Genomic DNA, 18840 nt, shown 5'->3' with positions numbered 1-18840 from the left:
TGATCGTACTGACCCTTATCGCGGTTTTCGGCACGGCCTCGTTTTGCTTCGAGCACCTGGCTATCCGTCAGCCGCGCAAGGAAAAGCGGGCTAACCAAATCCCAGGCACAAAAAAGCCCGCTCAATGAGCGGGCTTCTTGTGGTGACCTGGCGTTCAGTGGTCCAGGTTACCGAATATGGCGCAGCGGACGGGACTCGAACCCGCGACCCCCGGCGTGACAGGCCGGTATTCTAACCGACTGAACTACCGCTGCGCGTAACACTTGAAGCGAATGGTGGGTGATGACGGGATCGAACCGCCGACCCTCTGCTTGTAAGGCAGATGCTCTCCCAGCTGAGCTAATCACCCTTCACTTTCGGTGTGGGCGGCATCATACAGCAAAATTTCGCAATGTCTTGATTTAAATGCACTTTATTTAAAAATTTTTCTTATGACCGGAAAAGGCCCGTAAAAACAGGCTCCACTCCCCTTCAAACGCGAGTCTATTGCGTTTACCTGCTGCTTGGCCGCACAATTAAAAACCATTCTCAATAACGCCTGAGTCACGCCTATGTCTGTGGGTGAACCGCCATTCCAACGGGAAATTTCCCAGCTCTACAGCGAGCATCATGGCTGGCTGCTCACTTGGCTGCGACGCAAACTGCGCTGCCGGCATCATGCGGCCGACCTGGCCCAGGATACGTTTGCACGCATCCTAAACGCGCGCGAATCCGTGGCCGGCATTCGCGAACCCCGGGCTTATCTGAGCACCACTGCCCGGCGCCTGATCATTGACCAGACGCGGCGCCGACAGATTGAACAAGCCTACCTGCAGGAATTGGCCCTCACGGTGGACGCATTGGAGGGGTTTCAATCCCCGGAGCAGATCCACACCACCCTTGAAGCCCTTGAACAGATCGCGTTTATCCTGGAAGGCATGCACGAATACGCACGCCAGGCATTCGTGCTGTATTACCTGGAAGAAATGACCCAGCAGCAAATCGCTCGCCAGCTCAAATTGTCGGAACGCACTGTACGCAAATATCTGATCCAGGCGCTCATGCACTGCGGCCATAGCATGGATACTTGATAAAGCATGTCGGATAGCCACCCAGAGATCGAAGAGCAAGCCGCCGAATGGCTCCTGCACCTGCATGAAGGCGAACTGAATGAGCCCCAGCGCCAGGCGTTCGAACGCTGGAAACAGCAAAGCCCGCATCACGCTGCGGCCGCCGCTCGAATGGAAGCAGTCATTGCCCGCATGCAGGCCCTGCGCGGCAAAAAAAAACTAGCCAAGGCGGCGCTGAACGCGGCTTTCGCGCAGCCTAGAAACCGCCGTAGCAAGAACGCCGTGCGCGCATTGGTATTGGCGTGCAGCCTGGCGATTCCAACAACCGCATTGCTTGTCAGCCCTTACCCCCAGCAATGGATGGCCGATGTACGCAACGGTCCGGGCCAATGGAAAACCCTGCAATTGGCAGATGGTTCGACGCTGGCCTTCAACGGCGTCAGCGCGGCGAACCTGCATTTCGATGGCAAGCAGCGCCGTATCGATTTGCTGCAAGGCGAAATCCTGGTGGAAGTGGCCCACGACAGCACGCGGCCGTTTGTCGTGCAGACACCTCAAGGCACATTGCGCGCGCGGGGCACACGGTTCGTGGTCAAGCGAGACGGTGATGTCACCGTGCTGAGCATGCTCGAATCCCGCGTAGCCGCACACAGTGCCGATGGCGAGCAGACGCTGGAGGTCGACGCAGGCTCGCAGGCCCTGATGCGCTCGAATGACGTCCGCCTGAGCGGCACGGTCGACCCGGCCAGCATCAACGAGGCGTGGCGCCGTCATCAATTGGTGGTCGAGAATCGGCCATTGCCCGAGGTGCTGGACGAAATCGCCCGGCATCGCGCCGGCCGTGTGCAATTCGATCGCCATGCGCTCCAAGGCATACGAGTATCTGCCGTCATACCGCTGGATGACAGCGACCATGCCTTGCAACTGTTGGCGCAAACACTGCCGATACGGGCCCAGGCTTTCACCCCTTGGCTGATCGTCGTCACACCCGCAATGCCGCCCAATGAATAATTATTCGCATTTGCTTCCGGTTTTTGTGAAGCTGCCCGTCAAGGAAGGTAATTCAGCACATAAAGGACTACCTTCACCATGCCTACCCCCTCCCCCGCGGGCAGACGTTTTCGACTCCTGAAAAGCGCGCCACTGTCGCTGGCGCTGATCACCACCATCACATTAAATATGAGTCTGGCCCATGCAGACGTCGCCAGCATCACCACTCGGACTTACGACATTCCAGCCGGGCCGCTAGGCAGCTCGCTCAATCGGTTTGCCCAGCAGGCGGGCGTCGCCATCGTGTTCCAGTCCCACGAACTGGAAGGCCTTCAAGGGCAAGGTCTGAAAGGCCCCTACGGCATCCAGGACGGTTTCGACAGTTTGCTGCAAGGCAGCGGCTACCGTGCGGTAAAAGGCGATCAAGTCTATGCGCTGGAACCCGCGCCCGTCAGCGGCGGCGGCACCATGGAGCTGAGCCCGACCCAAGTCAGCGGTAACCAGCTCGGTAACGTCACCGAGGGCACCGGATCCTACACGCCCGGCACAATCGCGACCTCGACACGGCTGGTGCTGACGCCCAAGGAAACGCCGCAATCGGTCTCGGTAGTCACCCGCCAGCACATGGATGATTTCGGCCTGACCAACGTCGACGATGTGATGCGCCATACACCCGGCATCACTGTGTCAGCCTTCGACACCGAGCGTACCAACTACTATGCCCGGGGTTTTTCCATCAACAACTTCCAGTACGACGGCATTCCGTCCACGGCGCGCAATGTCGCTTACTCAGCGGGCAACACCCTGAGCGACATGGCGATCTACGATCGCGTCGAAGTGCTCAAGGGTGCCACCGGCCTACTCACTGGCGCAGGCTCGCTGGGGGCGACAATTAACCTGGTGCGTAAGAAACCTACCGCAGACTTTCAAGGACACGCCACCCTCGGCGCCGGCTCCTGGGACAACTACCGCAGCGAGCTGGATGTCAGCGGTCCGCTGACCGAAAGTGGCAACGTGCGCGGCAGAGCCGTGGCGGCGTACCAGGACAAGCATTCGTTCATGGACCACTACTCGCGCCAGAGTCCCACGTACTACGGCATCATGGAGTTCGATCTGTCACCCGACACCCTGCTGACCGTAGGCGGCGACTATCAGGACACGCTGCCAAAGGGTTCTTCATGGTCGGGCAGTTTTCCGCTGATCAACGCCAAAGGCGATCACAATAGCGTCAAGCGCTCGTTCAACAACGCCGCCGACTGGAGCAGTTGGGAGCAATACACGCGCACCGTATTTGCCGTGCTTGAGCACGATCTGGGTGATGGATGGGTGACCAAGCTGCAATTGGATCACAAGATCAACGGCTACCACGCGTTGATGGGTTCGATCCAAGGCGACCAGCCTCAACCGGATGGCACCGCGCAACTCACGTCGGGCAAGTACACCGGGGAAACTGTCAGCGATTCCGCCGATCTATACGTGAGCGGCCCGTTCAGCCTGGGAGGTCGAGAACATGAACTGGTGCTGGGCGGCTCCATCAGCGCCTCCGAATGGAAAGGTAAAGGCTACTGGAATCTCTCGCCGAATATCGTCGATTTCAATAACTGGCACGGGCACGCCGCCATACCGGATTGGGGTCAGGCACAATCGCTGACCGATGACACCGTGCGCCAGACAGGCGCTTATGTCACCACGCGCCTGAACCTTGCCGACGACCTCAAGCTGCTGCTGGGCGGACGCGTGGTCAACTACCAGGTCACAGGCTACAACCCCAATTACCGTGAGTCTGGACGTTTCGTACCTTACGTCGGTGCCGTGTACGACCTTAACGACACGTACTCGGTGTACGCCAGCTACACCGATATCTTCATGCCGCAGGAGAATTACAACCGCGACCGCGACAACAAGCTGCTTGAGCCCGACGAAGGCCAGAACTGGGAGCTGGGCCTGAAAGCCGACTTCCTCGACGGTCGCGTGAACGCCAGTGCAGCCTACTTTGAAATCCATGAATCCAATCGCGCGCTTTCGGATGACGAGTACAACAACCAAACGCCAATCCCAAACAACTACGCCTACAAAAGCAGCAAGGCCGTTACCAAAGGTTATGAGTTGGAGATGTCCGGCGAGATTGCTCCCGGCTGGCAACTTCAGGCCGGCTACACCCACAAGATAGTGCGCGACGACAAGGACGAAAAAATCTCCACCTTCGAGCCTGAAGATCAGGTCAAGCTGTACACCACCTACCAACTCAAGGGCCAATTGGACAAGTTGACCGTCGGCGGTGGCGTACGCTGGCAGAGCGTTGGCTGGCAGGACATCTACAACAACCCGCATAAGCAATACGAAGAGTTCTCCCAGGACGCTTATTGGCTGGTGGATGTGATGACCAAGTATCAGGTCACTAAGAATCTGTCGGCCACACTGAACGTCAACAACCTGTTCGACAAGCACTACTACACCAATATCGGCTTCTATAACTCCGCCGCTTACGGCGAGCCGCGCAATTTTATGGTGACCACGCGCTGGGATTTCTAGAGCCCCAATAAAAAACGCCGCTGATCAAACCTGATCGGCGGCGTTTTTCAGTTTATGCAAAGTCCAGACAGTAAAAAGCCCGCTCAATGAGCGGGCTTTCTGTGGTGACCTGGCGTTCAGTGTTCCAGGTTACCGAATATGGCGCAGCGGACGGGACTCGAACCCGCGACCCCCGGCGTGACAGGCCGGTATTCTAACCGACTGAACTACCGCTGCGCGTAACACTTGAAGCGAATGGTGGGTGATGACGGGATCGAACCGCCGACCCTCTGCTTGTAAGGCAGATGCTCTCCCAGCTGAGCTAATCACCCTTCGTTTCGGTGTGGCGCGCATTCTACGGAGCGCCCCCAAGTCTGGCAAGCACTTTCTTAAATCTTTTTTTTGATAGCTTCCAATGGCTTAGGCAGGGTTGGCCTGGCGCGATATGAAGAGAATAATGCCCCCCTTTGTATAAAGGAGAGACTCACCCCATGTGGTTCAAGAACCTGCTTATCTATCGCCTGACCCAAGATCTGCCTGTTGATGCCGAGGCGTTGGAAGCGGCCATGGCCACCAAGCTGGCGCGCCCATGTGCAAGCCAGGAGTTGACCACTTACGGTTTTGTCGCCCCGTTCGGCAAAGGTGAAGATGCGCCCCTGGTGCACGTCAGCGGTGACTTCCTGCTGATCGCCGCGCGCAAGGAAGAACGCATTCTGCCGGGCAGCGTGGTGCGTGACGCACTCAAGGAGAAAGTCGAAGAGATCGAGGCCGAGCAGATGCGCAAGGTCTATAAGAAAGAACGCGACCAGATCAAGGATGAGATCATCCAGGCCTTCCTGCCCCGCGCATTTATTCGTCGCTCGTCGACCTTTGCCGCCATCGCGCCGAAACAAGGTCTGATCCTGGTGAACTCGGCCAGCCCCAAGCGCGCCGAAGATCTGCTCTCCACCCTGCGTGAAGTGATCGGCACCCTGCCGGTACGTCCGCTGACGGTGAAAACCGCACCGACCGCCATCATGACCGACTGGGTCACCACCCAGAAACCGGCCGATGACTTCTTCGTCCTCGACGAGTGCGAGCTGCGCGACACTCACGAAGACGGCGGCATCGTGCGTTGCAAGCGTCAGGACCTGACCAGCGAAGAAATCCAGCTTCATCTGACCACCGGCAAAGTCGTGACTCAGTTGGCCCTGGCCTGGCAAGACAAATTGTCCTTCATGCTCGACGACAAAATGACCGTCAAGCGCCTGAAGTTCGAAGACCTGCTGCAGGATCAGGCGGAACAGGACGGCGGCGACGAAGCCCTGGGCCAGTTGGATGCCAGCTTTACCCTGATGATGCTGACATTCGGCGACTTCCTGCCGGCGCTGATCGAAGCACTGGGCGGAGAAGAGACCCCGCAGGGCATCTAAGCCGTGTGAGGATCGGGAGGCGTTAGGGGCCCGTGTTCTGGATTGCGCTGTGTCGGTCAACTTATTCATTGGCTGACACAGTGCGATCACGGGCAAGCCCCCTCACACATTTGACCGCATCAACCCTTCAAAAAAAGACCAACGAAAAAGGACATTCCCATGCGCGCCCTCGCCAGCCTGAGCCGCTTCGTCGGCAATACCTTCGCCTATTGGGTGTTGATTTTCGCCGTTGTGGCGTTCTTCGAACCGTCCTGGTTCATTGGCCTGAAAAGCGCCATCGTGCCGTTACTGGGGCTGGTGATGTTCGGTATGGGGCTGACCCTGAAGCTGGATGACTTCGCTGAAGTCGCCCGGCACCCATGGCGCGTGGCGCTGGGCGTGGTGGCGCACTTTGTGATCATGCCCGGCGTGGCCTGGTTGTTGTGCCAGGTGTTTCATCTGCCGCCGGAAATTGCCGTCGGCGTGATCCTGGTGGGCTGCTGCCCAAGCGGTACCTCGTCCAACGTCATGACTTGGCTGGCCCGTGGCGATCTGGCGTTGTCGGTGGCCATCGCCGCCGTCACCACCCTCCTCGCTCCGCTGCTGACGCCGGCGCTGATCTGGTTACTGGCGTCAGCCTGGTTGCCGGTGTCATTCATGGAGCTGTTCTGGTCGATCCTGCAAGTGGTGCTGCTGCCGATCGTGCTCGGCGTGGTGGCGCAACGCGTGCTTGGTGAGCGCGTGCGCCATGCGGTGGAGGTATTGCCGCTGGTGTCGGTGATCAGCATCGTGACGATCGTCGCGGCGGTGGTTGCGGCGAGCCAGGCCAAGATTGCCGAGTCGGGCCTGTTGATCATGGCGGTGGTGATGCTGCATAACAGCTTCGGCTACTTGCTGGGTTACTTCACCGGTCGCCTGTTCAAACTGCCCTTGGCACAACGCAAATCCCTGGCACTGGAGGTGGGCATGCAAAACTCCGGGCTAGGCGCCGCGCTGGCCAGCGCGCACTTCTCGCCACTGGCGGCGGTGCCGAGCGCGCTGTTCAGCGTCTGGCACAATATTTCCGGGGCATTGCTGTCGACTTACTTCCGCCGGATGAGCGAAGCGCAAGACCGTCTCCCACTGGAGAGCACCCCGCCAACTTGATCGCGTGATCGATGTTCGGCACTCTAACGCCCTTCGCGGGGACGACCCCGCGACGCTTCCAAGCGCCGATTCCGGGGACGACCCCATCCACAGAAGGGGTTACCCATGTCTTGGATCATTTTGTTTTTTGCCGGGTTGTTCGAAGTGGGCTGGGCCGTCGGCTTGAAGTACACCGATGGTTTCAGTAAGCCACTGCCCACCGTCCTGACGCTTGCCGCCATGGCCGTGAGCCTTGGCCTGCTGGGGCTGGCCGTGAAAGAGCTGCCGCTGGGTACTGCCTATGCCGTATGGACGGGCGTGGGTGCCGTAGGGACGGTGATCGCCGGGATTATCCTGTTTGGCGAATCCATGGCGTTGTTCCGGCTGGCCAGCGTGGCATTGATCATCTTCGGGTTGATTGGTCTCAAGCTCAGCACCTAGGTCGCCAGCGCTTACCGTCGGCAACCCGCCCGCGGTAAGCGCTGATTAGCCGTACAAATCTAACGGACCGTGCCGCGCAGTCCCGCTACCACTTCCTGCAACTGCGCAGGAGTAGCCGCCTCCACCGCAACCGGCTCGCCGGCCACCAGCACCACCCGCGACCAGATGCGATGGAAGAAGCCTTTATTCGGATCGCGACTGAAGAAACTGCCCCATAACCCCTGCAACGCCATGGGAATCACCGGCACCGCCGTCTCTTCCAGAATGCGCGTCACGCCACCGCGAAACTCATTCATCTCACCATCGGCGGTCAGCTTGCCCTCCGGAAAGATACACACCAACTCCCCTTCTTTCAGGTACTCGGCAATCCGCTTGAAGGCTTGCTCATAGATCTGGATATCTTCGTTGCGCCCGGCAATCGGAATCGCCCCGGCAGTGCGGAAGATGAAGTTGAGCACCGGCAAACGGTAGATCTTGTAGTACATGACAAAACGAATCGGCCGACGCACCGCGCCACCGATCAGCAGCGCATCGACAAACGACACATGATTGCACACCAGCAACGCCGCGCCTTCGTCCGGGATGGCCTGCAGGTTGCGGTGCTCCACGCGGTACATGGAATGGCTGAGCAGCCAGATCATGAAGCGCATGGTGAACTCGGGGACGATTCGGAAGATGTAGGTATTGACCGCGATATTGAGCAGCGACACCACCAGGAACAGCTGCGGAATCGACAGCTTGGCCACGCTCAACAGCAGGATCGACACCAGCGCCGACACCACCATGAACAGCGCATTGAGGATGTTGTTGGCGGCGATCACCCGAGCGCGCTCATGTTCAACCGTGCGCGACTGGATCAACGCATACAGCGGCACGATATAGAAACCGCCGAACACACCCAGGCCGAGAATATCCGCCAGTACCCACCAGGCCTGCCCGTAGCTGAGCACCGCCAGCCAATCGTTGGCCTGGACGTTCTGCGGGAAGCCGCCGGAATGCCACCACAGCAACAGGCCGAATACCGTCAGGCCGAATGATCCGAACGGCACCAGACCGATTTCCACCTTACGGCCGGAGAGCTTTTCGCACAGCATCGAACCCAGGGCGATGCCCACCGAAAACACGGTAAGAATCAGCGTCACCACGGTTTCGTCGCCGTACAGCCACTCCTTGGCATAGGCCGGGATTTGCGTCAGATAGATCGCGCCGACAAACCAGAACCACGAGTTGCCGACAATCGAGCGCGACACCGCCGGCGTCTGCCCCAGGCCCATGCGCAAGGTGGCCCACGATTGGCTGAAGATATTCCAGTTCAGGCACAATTGCGGCGTGGAGGCCGCCGCGCGCGGGATGCTGCGGCTGGCCAGGTAACCCAGCACCGCCACGCCGACAATCGCCACCGACACCACCTTGGCGTAATGGGTGGACGACATCATGATCCCAGCGCCGATAGTGCCCGCCAGGATCGCCAGGAAGGTGCCCATTTCCACCAGGCCGTTACCGCCGACCAATTCGTCGTCGCGCAATGCCTGGGGCATGATCGAATACTTCACCGGGCCGAACAGCGCCGAGTGCGTGCCCATGGCGAACAACGCCAGCAGCATCAATTCCAGGTGGTTGAACAGAAAACCGGTGGCGCCCACGGCCATGATCACGATCTCGGCGATCTTGATCACCCGAATCAGCGCGTCCTTATTGAATTTTTCGCCGAACTGCCCGGCCAGCGCCGAGAACAGGAAGAACGGCAGAATAAACAGCAGCGCGCACAGGTTGACCCAAATGGCGCGATCGCCGTCGATGGCGAGTTTGTAGAGGATCGCCAGGATCAGCGATTGCTTGAAGATGTTGTCGTTGAACGCACCCAACAACTGGGTGATGAAAAACGGCAAAAATCGCCGAGTGCGCAGCAAGGTGAATTGGGAAGGATGGCTCATCGTCGTCCGTGTTCCTGCGTGGCCTGAAGGCTTATCGATTATCAGGCCACGACTTTACCTAATCCTGGTTACTTATTCCCTAATCCTGCAATACACGGTGAAACAAAAAGCTCACCTTTATAGGCCCCCACCACGGTGCGCTTGGTCACGATCAACCACATCCATGCCAACGCCGCCACCAGCACGCTGCCCACTACATTGAAGAACGCCAAGTGCAACACGTTCGCCAGTTTCAGGGTGGTCAAGGCGTACACCCCCAGAGGGAAGGTAAAGCCCCACCAGCCCAGGTTGAAGGGGATTTCGGCGCGCAGGTAACGCAGCGTGATCAACACGGCGATCAGCATCCACCACAAGCCGAAGCCCCACAGCGTAATACCGGCCACCACGCCGAGGCCGTTGGCGATGTCGCCGATGCCTGGCAAGCCGTTGGCGGCGAAGATGGCCGGTGCATCGCCCCCCAGCAGCAACATGCCGAGGGCACCGGTGCCGATGGGGCCTAAGGCCAGCCAGCTGGATGCGGCCATGTTGGCGTGGGGCAGTTTGTGCAAGGCCATGCGCAGCATCAGGATGGTCAGGATGCTGAATGCCACCGGCAGAGAAAACGCCCACAGCACGTAGCTGGTCACCAACATCACCAGTTGCGAATGGGCATCGGCCAGGTGCGGCGCCAACAGCCCACCACTGGCGGCAACCACCTCGGCGGCGACCACGGGCAACAGCCACACGGCGGTCATCTGGTCGATGCTGTGCTCCTGGCGCGTGAACATCATGAACGGGATCAGCACGCCGCAGGCCAAGGCCATAGCCACATCCAGCCACCACAGCACCTCGGCCAACGGCACCACGGCACTGCCCCAGCGCGGCAGACCGAACAGCAGCAAGCCGTTGAGGATCGTGGCCAGGCCCATGGGGATGGTGCCGAAGAACATCGAAACCGTGGAGTGCCCGAAGATCCGTCGCGCTTCATGGAAGAACATCACCCAACGCGCGGCATACAGCCCACTGAACAGCATGAACAAGACGATGGTGAACAGCCACAGCGCTTCGGCCAAAACATGCAGGCCCGGCAGCGCCACCGGCAATTGGGCCAAGGCCAGCGCGAGCACGCCGGTGCCCATGGTCGCGGCGAACCAATTGGGTGTGAACTGGCGAATCACTTCCCGAGGTCGGGTCAGGTGACTGAAAGGTTTATATCTAAGTGTTGTAGAGCAGGTCATCGTGTCAGTCCTCTTCCTCTTATGAGGTTGATTTCATGATAGAACCTGATCACATATCTATATAACGGGTAATTTCTCTAACTGTTATCTATTTAACCGATAAGAATCAGACACTACCTGCACTTTCGATTACCAGGACGCGTGCCGGGCCTTGGGGATGGGCGACATGCTCGGTACCGACGCTGGCATAAAAGATGTCCCCCACCGCCAACTCAGCTACCTGTTCAAAGCCGTTATCGCGGTAGTGCATCAGCACCCGACCGTCGAGCACGACAAATACTTCTTCGCCGTCGTTGACGTGCCAGCGGTACGGTTGATCGGTCCAGTGCAAACGGGTGGTGATGCCGTTCATAGTGGCGATATCCAGCGCCTCCCAGGCACGGCTGCCGGTGAAGTCTTTGCTGCGGATAATCTTCATCGTCGAACCCTTCGGCTGTTGAAGTCGCCGATTATGACCGGATCACCGACTGGATGTCGCGCGGCTCCTGGTGCAGTCCTGGAGCAGCAACGCCATCAAGGCACTGAGGGCCAACACGATCAACGAGGCGCCATAGCCGTCGGTGGTGGCGATCAGGCCGAACGTGCGCGTCAGGGTGCCCGCCAACAACGAGGGTATGCAGAACGCCAAATAGCTCAGGACGTAAAACGCCGACATCAAGCCTGCGCGCTCGTGGGGCTGAGCCAATGGCACGACGCTGCGCACAGCGCCCAGAAACCCGGCGCCGAACCCGCTGCCGGCGATCAGCGTGGCGACGAAGAACAGCGGCAGGCTGGCTGTGTGTACGGCGCCGAGGATCAGCGCCACGCCCAGCGCCAACAGCATGGCGCCCAGACGCAGGACTTTGTCAGCCGCACGGTGGCGCAGGCCGTAAATCATCAGCGCCCCGCTGACGGTCAGCACCGCCACCAATGCACCGCCGATCAGGTTCGATGTCGACCCGGTCGCCGCCCGCACCAGAGAGGGCGCCAGCGATAAATAGAAACCGCCCATGGCCCACACCGCGATATCCACCGGCAATGCAATCCACAATGCGCGGCGCGCCTGGGCAGGCACATGCAACGTAGGCCACAACGACGCTAACGCCCCGGGGATGGGACTGACGGTTTCCGGCAGGCGCCACACAAGCAAGGCTTGTAGCAGCATCGCGCCGAACAGCACCCAGTAAATCAACTGGGTCGGAAATGGCGCGAACTCCACCAGCAGGCTGCAGCCCATCGCTCCGCAGGCCATGCCCAGCAACGGCGCAAGGCTGTTGATCAGTGGGCCCTGTTCGCGATCGGTATCCAGCAGCGCTGCGCCCAGCACTGCGGTGGCCATACCGGTGGCGAAGCCCTGTAATGTGCGCGCGACGATCAGCCAGGCCACACTGCTTTCATTGATAAACAGCAGCATCGCCAGCATCTCAAGGACCAGCGCGGTGAAGATCACCGGCTTGCGCCCCAGGTAATCCGACAGCGAGCCCACGGTCAGCAGCGCCGCTAACAAGCTCAGGGCGTACACACCAAAGATCAGCGTGAGCATGCCTGCGGAAAAGTCCAAGTGCTGCTGATACAGGTGATACAACGGCGTCGGCGCGCTGGAGGCGGCGAGAAACGTCAGCAAGGTGATCGCCAGGAACACCAGGCTGGGGCGATGGGAAGTGAGACTGGACATGGGCACGCTCCGCTAAAGCTAATATTTTGCTTTTGTGCAGTGTGCGACCCGCCGACGCTTAAAGCAAATTCTTTGTGTTAAGGTCGCGTCCATGGTGATTAAAGAAGGCCTTCGCCCGGGAGGCCGCAGTGCCCGGGTACAAGCATCGGTACATTGTGCCGTGCGTGAACTATTGGAAGCCCACGAGCGATCCAGCGTGACTGTGCCGATGATTGCCGCGCGCGCCGGGGTTACGCCGTCGACCATCTACCGACGCTGGGGGGACCTCTCCGCCCTGCTCGCCGATGTGGCCGTGGCACGCATGCGCCCGGACAGCGAGCCGGCCGATACCGGCAGCCTGCGCGGCGACCTGCGAGCCTGGGCCGAGCAGTACCTGGATGAGATGAGTTCGGAGCCGGGGCGCATGATGATGCGCGACGTGCAATGCAGCCCAACGCCAGGCTACTGCGTCAGCATTCTGAGCGGGCAGTTGCAGACAATTGTCGATCGCTACCCCGGCGAAACAGCGCCAAGCGTGGACCGCTTGATCAACCTGCTGGCGGCGCCGACAGTGTTTCGTATTCTGTTCTCGAGCGCGCCGTTGCCAGTTGAAGAACTGCACGAGCTGATCGAGCTGGCACTGAAGTCCTGAAGACCTGATGCAAAACCATAGGTGGGAGAGCGCTTGGCCCTCCCACATTTTCACTGCGTTCGGAGCAGCTTAGGTGCGCATCCCGCGTCCACTGACCAGCAACCGTGCACACCCGATGTAAAGCACCACAGTAGCCACGATCATAAAAGTGATCGCCACGCTGATCTTGATATCCGATACGCCGAGGATGCCGTAACGGAAGGCATTGACCATGTGCAGGACAGGGTTGGCCAACGATACGGTCTGCCAGAACGGCGGCAGCAGGCTGATGGAGTAGAACACCCCGCCCAGGTACGTCAGCGGTGTCAGCACGAAAGTCGGGATGATCGAGATGTCATCGAAATTGCGCGCAAACACCGCGTTGATAAAGCCCAGCAGCGAGAAAATCGTCGCCGTCAGCACCACCACCAGAATCGTCACCCCCAGGTGATGCACCTGCAGATGGGTGAAGAACAGCGACAACAGCGTCACGATCACGCCCACCATCAAACCGCGCAGCACACCGCCCAGGGTGTAACCGATAAGGATGGTGTGGGGCGACACCGGCGACACCATCAGTTCCTCGATGGAGCGCTGAAACTTGCTGCCAAAGAAGCTGGAGACCACGTTGCCGTAGGAGTTGGTGATCACCGACATCATGATCAGGCCCGGCACGATGTACTCCATGTAGGTGAAGCCACCCATGTCGCCGATCTGCCGACCGATCAGGTTCCCGAAGATCACAAAGTACAAGACCATGGTGATTGCCGGCGGCAGCAACGTCTGCGGCCAGATCCGGGTAAAGCGCTTCACTTCGCGATAGACGATGGTCTGCAGGGCGACGAGGTTGGGTTGCAGTTCGGAACTCATACCGCCACCTTCGCCAGATTTTTCTCCACCAGGGACACGAACAACTCCTCAAGGCGATTGGTTTTATTACGCAGGCTCAGCACTTCGATGTTCTGGGTCGCCAATTGGGTGAACAGCGCGGTGATGCCCATGGCTTTGTCCACCTGGACTTCCAGGGTATGGCTATCCACCAGGCGGCAGGGGTAGCCGAGCAGTTGCGGTGCGACGGTCAGATTGTTCTTCAAGTCCAGCAGGAACGTTTCCACATGCAACTGGCTCAGCAGGTTACGCATGCTGGTGTTCTCGACGATGGTGCCGTGGTCGATGATGCCGATATTGCGGCAAAGCTGCTCAGCCTCTTCCAGGTAGTGGGTGGTGAGAATGATGGTGATGCCCTTCTCGTTCAACTCGGTGAGAAAAGTCCACATCGAACGCCGCAGCTCAATGTCCACGCCGGCGGTGGGTTCATCGAGGATCAGCAGGCGCGGCTCATGCACCAAGGCGCGGGCGATCATCAAACGCCGCTTCATGCCGCCGGACAGCGAACGCGAAGGAACGTCGCGCTTGTCCCACAGGCCCAATTGCGTGAGGTACTGCTCGGCGCGTTCCTTGGCGATTTTCGCCGGGATGCCGTAGTAGCCCGCCTGGGTCACGACGATGTCGAAAGTCTTTTCGAACTGGTTGAAGTTGAATTCCTGGGGCACCACACCGATGCAACGCTTGAGCGCCGCCGGGGACTGGTCCAGGTCATTACCGAAAATATTCACCGTGCCGCTGGTTTTGTTGACCAGGGTCGACAAGATGCCGATGGTGGTGGATTTGCCGGCACCGTTGGGGCCGAGCAAGGCGAAGAAGTCACCTTCGGCAACGTCCAGATCGATACCACTCAGGGCCTGGAAACCGTTGCCGTAGGTTTTGGTTAGCTGCCGGATGGACAGAGCGGAACTCATATCGGATTACGCACCAGAGAAGGGAATAGAAAGAGTAGATGAGGGCGCACCGCCCTTAGTTCAACGGCGGCGCAGGACAGGCATGGTGCTTGGCCGCGCCGCACAAGTACAGTCACCCTTATTAATAGTAGGTATTAAGTCAACGCGGTCATGACGGCTTTTCGGTAGGCCGGGCGTTGCTGCAAACGCTGGTACCACGCTTCCAGATGCGGCATGGCCGGCCGTTCGATGGGCATTTCAAACCACGCATAGATAAAGCTGCCCAGGGGAATATCGCCCATGCCGATGGCGTCGCCGGACAGGTAGGGCTGTTCGGCCAGAGCCTTGTCCACCATACCGAGCGCGTCGATGCAGGCGTTGCGCCCGGCATTGATGGCATCCCAGTTGCGTTGCTCCGCGGGGGTGCGCACGATGCCCCAAAACACTGCTTTGAATGGCTCGGCGAGGGTCGAGGTGGTCCAGTCCATCCACTTTTCCGCGTTGGCGCGGGCCTTGAGGTCGGTCGGATACCAGCTCGCCCCGTGCTTGGCGCACAGGTAGCGCACGATAGTATTGGATTCCCACAACACGAAGTCGCCGTCTTCGATCATCGGCACTCGCCCATGGGGGTTCAACGCACGGTACTGCGGCGTGTCGACCACCCCAAAAGCACCGCCCGCATCGATGGCTTCATAGTCCAGGCCGAGTTCCTCGGCGCACCACAGTGCCTTCCTGACATTCGATGAATTTTTACGACCCCAGATTTTCAGCATGACCGCGCCTTAGTGGATGGGTGGACGCAGCAGCATACGCCGGTTCACGAGCGGCTTAAATCCGTCTGCAAGTCGCCGAGCAAGGGAGGCAGCCCATCGTCAAACAGGTGCGGGTAACATTTCTGCAGGTGGGAAAAGAAAAAAGCCTCCGGCACATCGGTAAATTGCCCATGGTCCACCACGTATTCCATCGAGCGCTGGCCTTGGCGATTGAAGGGGTGGAAAACGCTATCGTTGATACCGTCGAACGCCAAGGGCGGCACATCGAAAAGTTCGCACAGCTGGGCATTGAACGCCGGCGTGGCCTTGACCCAGCGACCGTGCAGATACAGTTCGGTGTACCCATGCATGGCGAACACATCACTCTTGAGCAATGCGATCAGGCGTGGGGTCGACAGGTGGTTGCGCACGTCCGCCAGGCCGATGCGCGCGGGGATGCCGCAATACCGGGCGCAGGCGGCGAGCAAAGTGGCCTTGGGCACGCAGTAACTCTCACGGCTGGCCAGGGCGAAACTGGCACTGAGGGTGCGCGGATCGCGACTGAAGGTGTAGGGGTTATAGCGAATAGCCTCACGCACGGCATAGTAAAGACTGACCGCCTGGTCACTTAAATCCGCGCTGGTTCCGCGATGTTTTACCGCGAACTCCACCACCGCAGGGTGGTCACTATCGATGAAGCGGCTGGGACTCAAGTACGCATTCATGATGTTTCATCTCCGAGGCAAGCCTGGAGTTTAACCACAGGCTCACCCCACGGATAACGACGATTCGGCCAAATGTCGGCGCCCGCTGCAGGGGGCTGTCAGCACAACTGGTTACACCCTGACCACCGCGTTTTCTCGGATGCCGACTAAGCTCCTTGGTGGTTTCGCCCTTGGTTTCACGGAGGATTGAATATGCTGTTGTTGTGGATACTGGTTCTGGTGGTCGGCATTGCCTACCTGGCACACCGCCGCACCGCGCCCCTACCCGCCCTGGGTGTGGTCGCCGTTTACCTGCTGGCGATGGGCGCCTGGAGCCACGCACCGGGCTGGTTGTTGGTGATCCTTTGGGTGCTGCTGGTCGTCGTCGCGGCGCCGCTGCTGCTGCCGGACCTGCGTCGCCAATATTTCACCAAGCCGCTGTTCAGCTGGTTCCAGAAAGTCCTGCCGCCGATGTCCGAAACCGAGCGCGACGCCATTGACGCCGGTACGGTGTGGTGGGACGGCGAACTGTTCAGCGGGCGTCCCGACTGGGACAAATTGCTCGCCTACCCCAAGGTGCAGTTGACCGAAGAAGAACAAGCCTTCATCGACGGCCCCACCGAAGAACTCTGTGCGATGGTCAGCGACTGGGAAATCGGCCAGGCCATGGACCTGCCTCCCGCCGCCTGGGAGCACATCAAGACCCACGGTTTCTTCGCCCTGATCATTCCCAAGGAATACGGCGGCAAGGGCTTTTCGGCCTACGCCCACTCACAGGTTGCGATGAAGCTCGCCACCCGCAGCGGTGACCTGGCTTCCACCGTAATGGTGCCCAACTCCCTCGGCCCGGCCGAATTGCTGCTGCATTACGGCACCGACGAACAACGCAACCACTACCTGCCGCGCCTGGCGCGTGGCGACGATATCCCCTGCTTCGCCCTGACCGGTCCGCTGGCCGGTTCCGACGCCGGCGCCATGCCCGATACCGGCGTGATCTGCAAAGGTGAATGGCAAGGCCAGGAGACCATCGGCCTGCGTTTGAACTGGGAAAAACGCTACATCACCCTTGGCCCGGTCGCGACCCTGCTGGGGCTGGCGTTCAAGGCCTACGACCCCGACCACCTGTTGGGCGAGGAAGATGACCTGGGCATCAGCCTGGCCTTGATTCCCACCGACACCCCCGGTGTTGAAATCGGCCGTCGCCATCTGCCGTTGGGCGCGGCCTTTATGAATGGCCCCAACTCCGGCAAGGACGTCTTTATCCCCCTGAGCTACCTGATCGGCGGCCAGGAAATGCTCGGCAAGGGCTGGATGATGCTGATGAACTGCCTGTCGGTAGGCCGTTCGATTTCCCTGCCGGCGGTGGGCACCGGCGCCGCGAAGTTCACCAGCCTGGTGACCGGCCAGTACGCCCAGGTACGTGAACAGTTCAACGTGCCGCTGTCGGCCTTCGAAGGCATTCAGGAAGCCCTGGCCCGTATCGGCGGTAACGCCTGGCTGATGGACAGCGCGCGGATGCTCACCGCCAATGCCGTCGACCAGGGCGAAAAACCTTCGGTGCTGTCGGCGATTCTCAAGTACCACCTCACCGAGCGGGGCCGCGAATGTATCGGCCACGCCATGGACGTGCATGGCGGCAAGGGCATCATCATGGGCCCGAACAACTACCTGGGCCGCAGTTGGCAAGGCGCGCCGATCTTCATCACCGTGGAAGGCGCGAACATCCTGTCGCGCAACCTGATGATCTTTGGCCAGGGTGCCATCCGTTGCCATCCCTTCGTGCTCAAGGAAATGGCGCTGGCCGGGCGTGAAGATAAGGACCAGGCACTCAAGGAATTCGACAGCCTGCTGATGCAGCACATCGGCTTCGCTGTCAGTAATGCTGCCAGCGCGCTGGTGCTGAACCTGGGCATCGGCCACTTCGAGAAAGCGCCGGGCAACCGCCTGAGCCAGGGCTACTTCCGTGCATTGAACCGCCAGGCAGCGGCGTTTGCGCTGCTCGCCGACCTGAGCATGATGTTGCTGGGCGGCGAATTGAAACGTCGCGAACGCCTCTCGGCCCGTCTGGGGGATGTACTGAGCCACATGTACCTGGCATCGGCGGCACTCAAGCGCTACCACGACCTGGATTCGCCAGACCACTTGGAACCCTTGTTCGTCTGGGCCATGGAGGAAAGCCTCGGTGAGTCGGAGCGTGCATTGGATGAACTGCTGAGCAACTTCCCGAACAAGGTGCTTGGCTGCCTGATGCGGGTAATCGTATTCCCCTTCGGGCGTCGCCATACTGGCCCGTCGGATGCGCTGGATGCCGAAGTGGCCGCAGTGATCGGTCGTGCGAAAGGCGACCCGACCCTGGAAGAATTGCTGGCCGGCTGCTATCGCCCGCAATCGGCGGAAGATCCGGTGGGCGCGCTGCAACATGCCTACGATCTGCTGAACGCCAGCCACCCGCTGCAAAAGAAACTGCATACCGCGCTCAAAAGCGGCCAGCTCAAACCGGCTGCCGGCGAGCACGCCATCGACGCGGCACTCAACGCCGGCGTGTTGCAGGCGGCTGAAGCGCAGACACTGCGCGACGCCGAAGCGGCACGCCGCAAGGTGATCGACGTGGATGATTTCAGCAAGGAAGAACTGGCCCAGGCTGAGGGCAAAGTCCGCTGATACGAGCGGTCATATAATTACGG

16 protein-coding genes and 4 tRNA genes are annotated in these 18840 nt (G+C 59.8%); 8 read left to right on the top strand and 12 right to left on the bottom strand.

Annotated features, from left to right (window positions below):
* Positions 1-177 precede the first annotated feature (177 nt).
* Positions 178-254 (bottom strand) — tRNA-Asp (locus HRH33_RS10240).
* Between the two features lie 19 nt (positions 255-273).
* Positions 274-349: transfer RNA gene (locus tag HRH33_RS10235), tRNA-Val, on the bottom strand.
* A 202-nt stretch (positions 350-551) separates the two neighbouring features.
* On the opposite strand from HRH33_RS10235, the gene HRH33_RS10230 reads away from it, so the two are divergent.
* The 3 genes from HRH33_RS10230 (at position 552) to HRH33_RS10220 (ending at position 4571) form a co-directional block, all read left to right on the top strand.
* Positions 552-1070: a sigma-70 family RNA polymerase sigma factor gene (locus tag HRH33_RS10230; protein WP_034096723.1), complete on the top strand. Its 519-nt coding sequence runs from the start codon at positions 552-554 to the stop codon at positions 1068-1070.
* A gap of 6 nt (positions 1071-1076) precedes the next feature.
* A complete protein-coding gene (locus tag HRH33_RS10225; protein ID WP_173603439.1) occupies positions 1077-2060 on the top strand; it encodes a FecR family protein in 984 nt (327 codons plus the stop codon).
* Between the two features lie 78 nt (positions 2061-2138).
* Entirely contained in the window at positions 2139-4571 is a 2433-nt protein-coding gene (locus HRH33_RS10220) for a TonB-dependent siderophore receptor (protein WP_167418346.1), read from the top strand.
* Between the two features lie 139 nt (positions 4572-4710).
* On the opposite strand, the gene HRH33_RS10215 is transcribed toward HRH33_RS10220, so the two are convergent.
* Both HRH33_RS10215 and HRH33_RS10210 read right to left on the bottom strand, forming a co-directional pair.
* Positions 4711-4787: transfer RNA gene (locus tag HRH33_RS10215), tRNA-Asp, on the bottom strand.
* A gap of 19 nt (positions 4788-4806) precedes the next feature.
* Positions 4807-4882: transfer RNA gene (locus HRH33_RS10210), tRNA-Val, on the bottom strand.
* 159 nt (positions 4883-5041) lie between these two features.
* On the opposite strand from HRH33_RS10210, the gene rdgC reads away from it, so the two are divergent.
* From rdgC to sugE, 3 genes are all read left to right on the top strand, one after another.
* The gene (gene rdgC, locus HRH33_RS10205) at positions 5042-5962 is read left to right on the top strand and encodes a recombination-associated protein RdgC (RefSeq protein ID WP_047882847.1); all 921 of its coding nucleotides are present in this window, start codon (positions 5042-5044) and stop codon (positions 5960-5962) included.
* Positions 5963-6121: 159 nt separating this feature from the next.
* Positions 6122-7087 carry a bile acid:sodium symporter family protein gene (locus HRH33_RS10200; protein ID WP_034112747.1) on the top strand — a complete coding sequence of 322 codons (966 nt, stop codon included), beginning with the start codon at positions 6122-6124 and terminating at the stop codon, positions 7085-7087.
* A 105-nt stretch (positions 7088-7192) separates the two neighbouring features.
* Positions 7193-7507, top strand: coding sequence for a quaternary ammonium compound efflux SMR transporter SugE (gene sugE / locus HRH33_RS10195; protein ID WP_034096718.1), 315 nt, complete (start codon positions 7193-7195; stop codon positions 7505-7507).
* A gap of 59 nt (positions 7508-7566) precedes the next feature.
* Here sugE and HRH33_RS10190 read toward each other — a convergent pair whose 3' ends face one another.
* From HRH33_RS10190 to HRH33_RS10175, 4 genes are all read right to left on the bottom strand, one after another.
* Complete coding sequence (locus HRH33_RS10190; RefSeq protein WP_167418345.1) at positions 7567-9441, bottom strand: MFS transporter; 1875 nt, start codon at positions 9439-9441, stop codon at positions 7567-7569.
* 68 nt (positions 9442-9509) lie between these two features.
* Positions 9510-10658, bottom strand: a complete 1149-nt coding sequence (locus HRH33_RS10185) for a TDT family transporter (protein WP_167418344.1) — start codon at positions 10656-10658, stop codon at positions 9510-9512.
* A 106-nt stretch (positions 10659-10764) separates the two neighbouring features.
* Positions 10765-11076: a cupin domain-containing protein gene (locus HRH33_RS10180; protein ID WP_094066252.1), complete on the bottom strand. Its 312-nt coding sequence runs from the start codon at positions 11074-11076 to the stop codon at positions 10765-10767.
* Between the two features lie 42 nt (positions 11077-11118).
* Positions 11119-12312: an MFS transporter gene (locus tag HRH33_RS10175; protein WP_167418343.1), complete on the bottom strand. Its 1194-nt coding sequence runs from the start codon at positions 12310-12312 to the stop codon at positions 11119-11121.
* Positions 12313-12403: 91 nt separating this feature from the next.
* Here HRH33_RS10175 and HRH33_RS10170 point away from each other — a divergent pair, with 91 nt between their 5' ends.
* Complete coding sequence (locus HRH33_RS10170) at positions 12404-12943, top strand: TetR/AcrR family transcriptional regulator (RefSeq protein ID WP_094066250.1); 540 nt, start codon at positions 12404-12406, stop codon at positions 12941-12943.
* Between the two features lie 69 nt (positions 12944-13012).
* On the opposite strand, the gene HRH33_RS10165 is transcribed toward HRH33_RS10170, so the two are convergent.
* The 4 genes from HRH33_RS10165 to HRH33_RS10150 all read right to left on the bottom strand — a co-directional run bounded on the left by HRH33_RS10165 (position 13013) and on the right by HRH33_RS10150 (position 16177).
* Positions 13013-13792 (bottom strand): ABC transporter permease, encoded by a 780-nt coding sequence (locus tag HRH33_RS10165; protein ID WP_034096712.1) that lies wholly within the window; start codon positions 13790-13792, stop codon positions 13013-13015.
* On the bottom strand, positions 13789-14721 hold the full coding sequence (locus tag HRH33_RS10160; protein WP_034137625.1) for an ABC transporter ATP-binding protein: 933 nt from the start codon (positions 14719-14721) through the stop codon (positions 13789-13791). The genes HRH33_RS10165 and HRH33_RS10160 overlap by 4 nt, the downstream gene beginning before the upstream one ends.
* Before the next feature lie 134 nt (positions 14722-14855).
* Complete coding sequence (locus HRH33_RS10155) at positions 14856-15473, bottom strand: glutathione S-transferase (RefSeq protein ID WP_167418342.1); 618 nt, start codon at positions 15471-15473, stop codon at positions 14856-14858.
* Between the two features lie 44 nt (positions 15474-15517).
* Positions 15518-16177, bottom strand: a complete 660-nt coding sequence (locus HRH33_RS10150; protein WP_167418341.1) for a transglutaminase-like domain-containing protein — start codon at positions 16175-16177, stop codon at positions 15518-15520.
* A 192-nt stretch (positions 16178-16369) separates the two neighbouring features.
* Between HRH33_RS10150 and HRH33_RS10145 the strand changes: the two genes are divergently transcribed.
* Entirely contained in the window at positions 16370-18817 is a 2448-nt protein-coding gene (locus tag HRH33_RS10145; RefSeq protein WP_167418340.1) for an acyl-CoA dehydrogenase, read from the top strand.
* Positions 18818-18840 lie beyond the last annotated feature (23 nt).

The sequence above is a fragment of the Pseudomonas rhodesiae genome (assembly GCF_013285305.1).
Classification (GTDB): Bacteria; Pseudomonadota; Gammaproteobacteria; order Pseudomonadales; family Pseudomonadaceae; genus Aquipseudomonas; species Aquipseudomonas rhodesiae.
The sequence above is the reverse complement of the archived record's forward strand: the minus strand, read 5'-3'. Positions and strand labels throughout refer to the sequence as shown.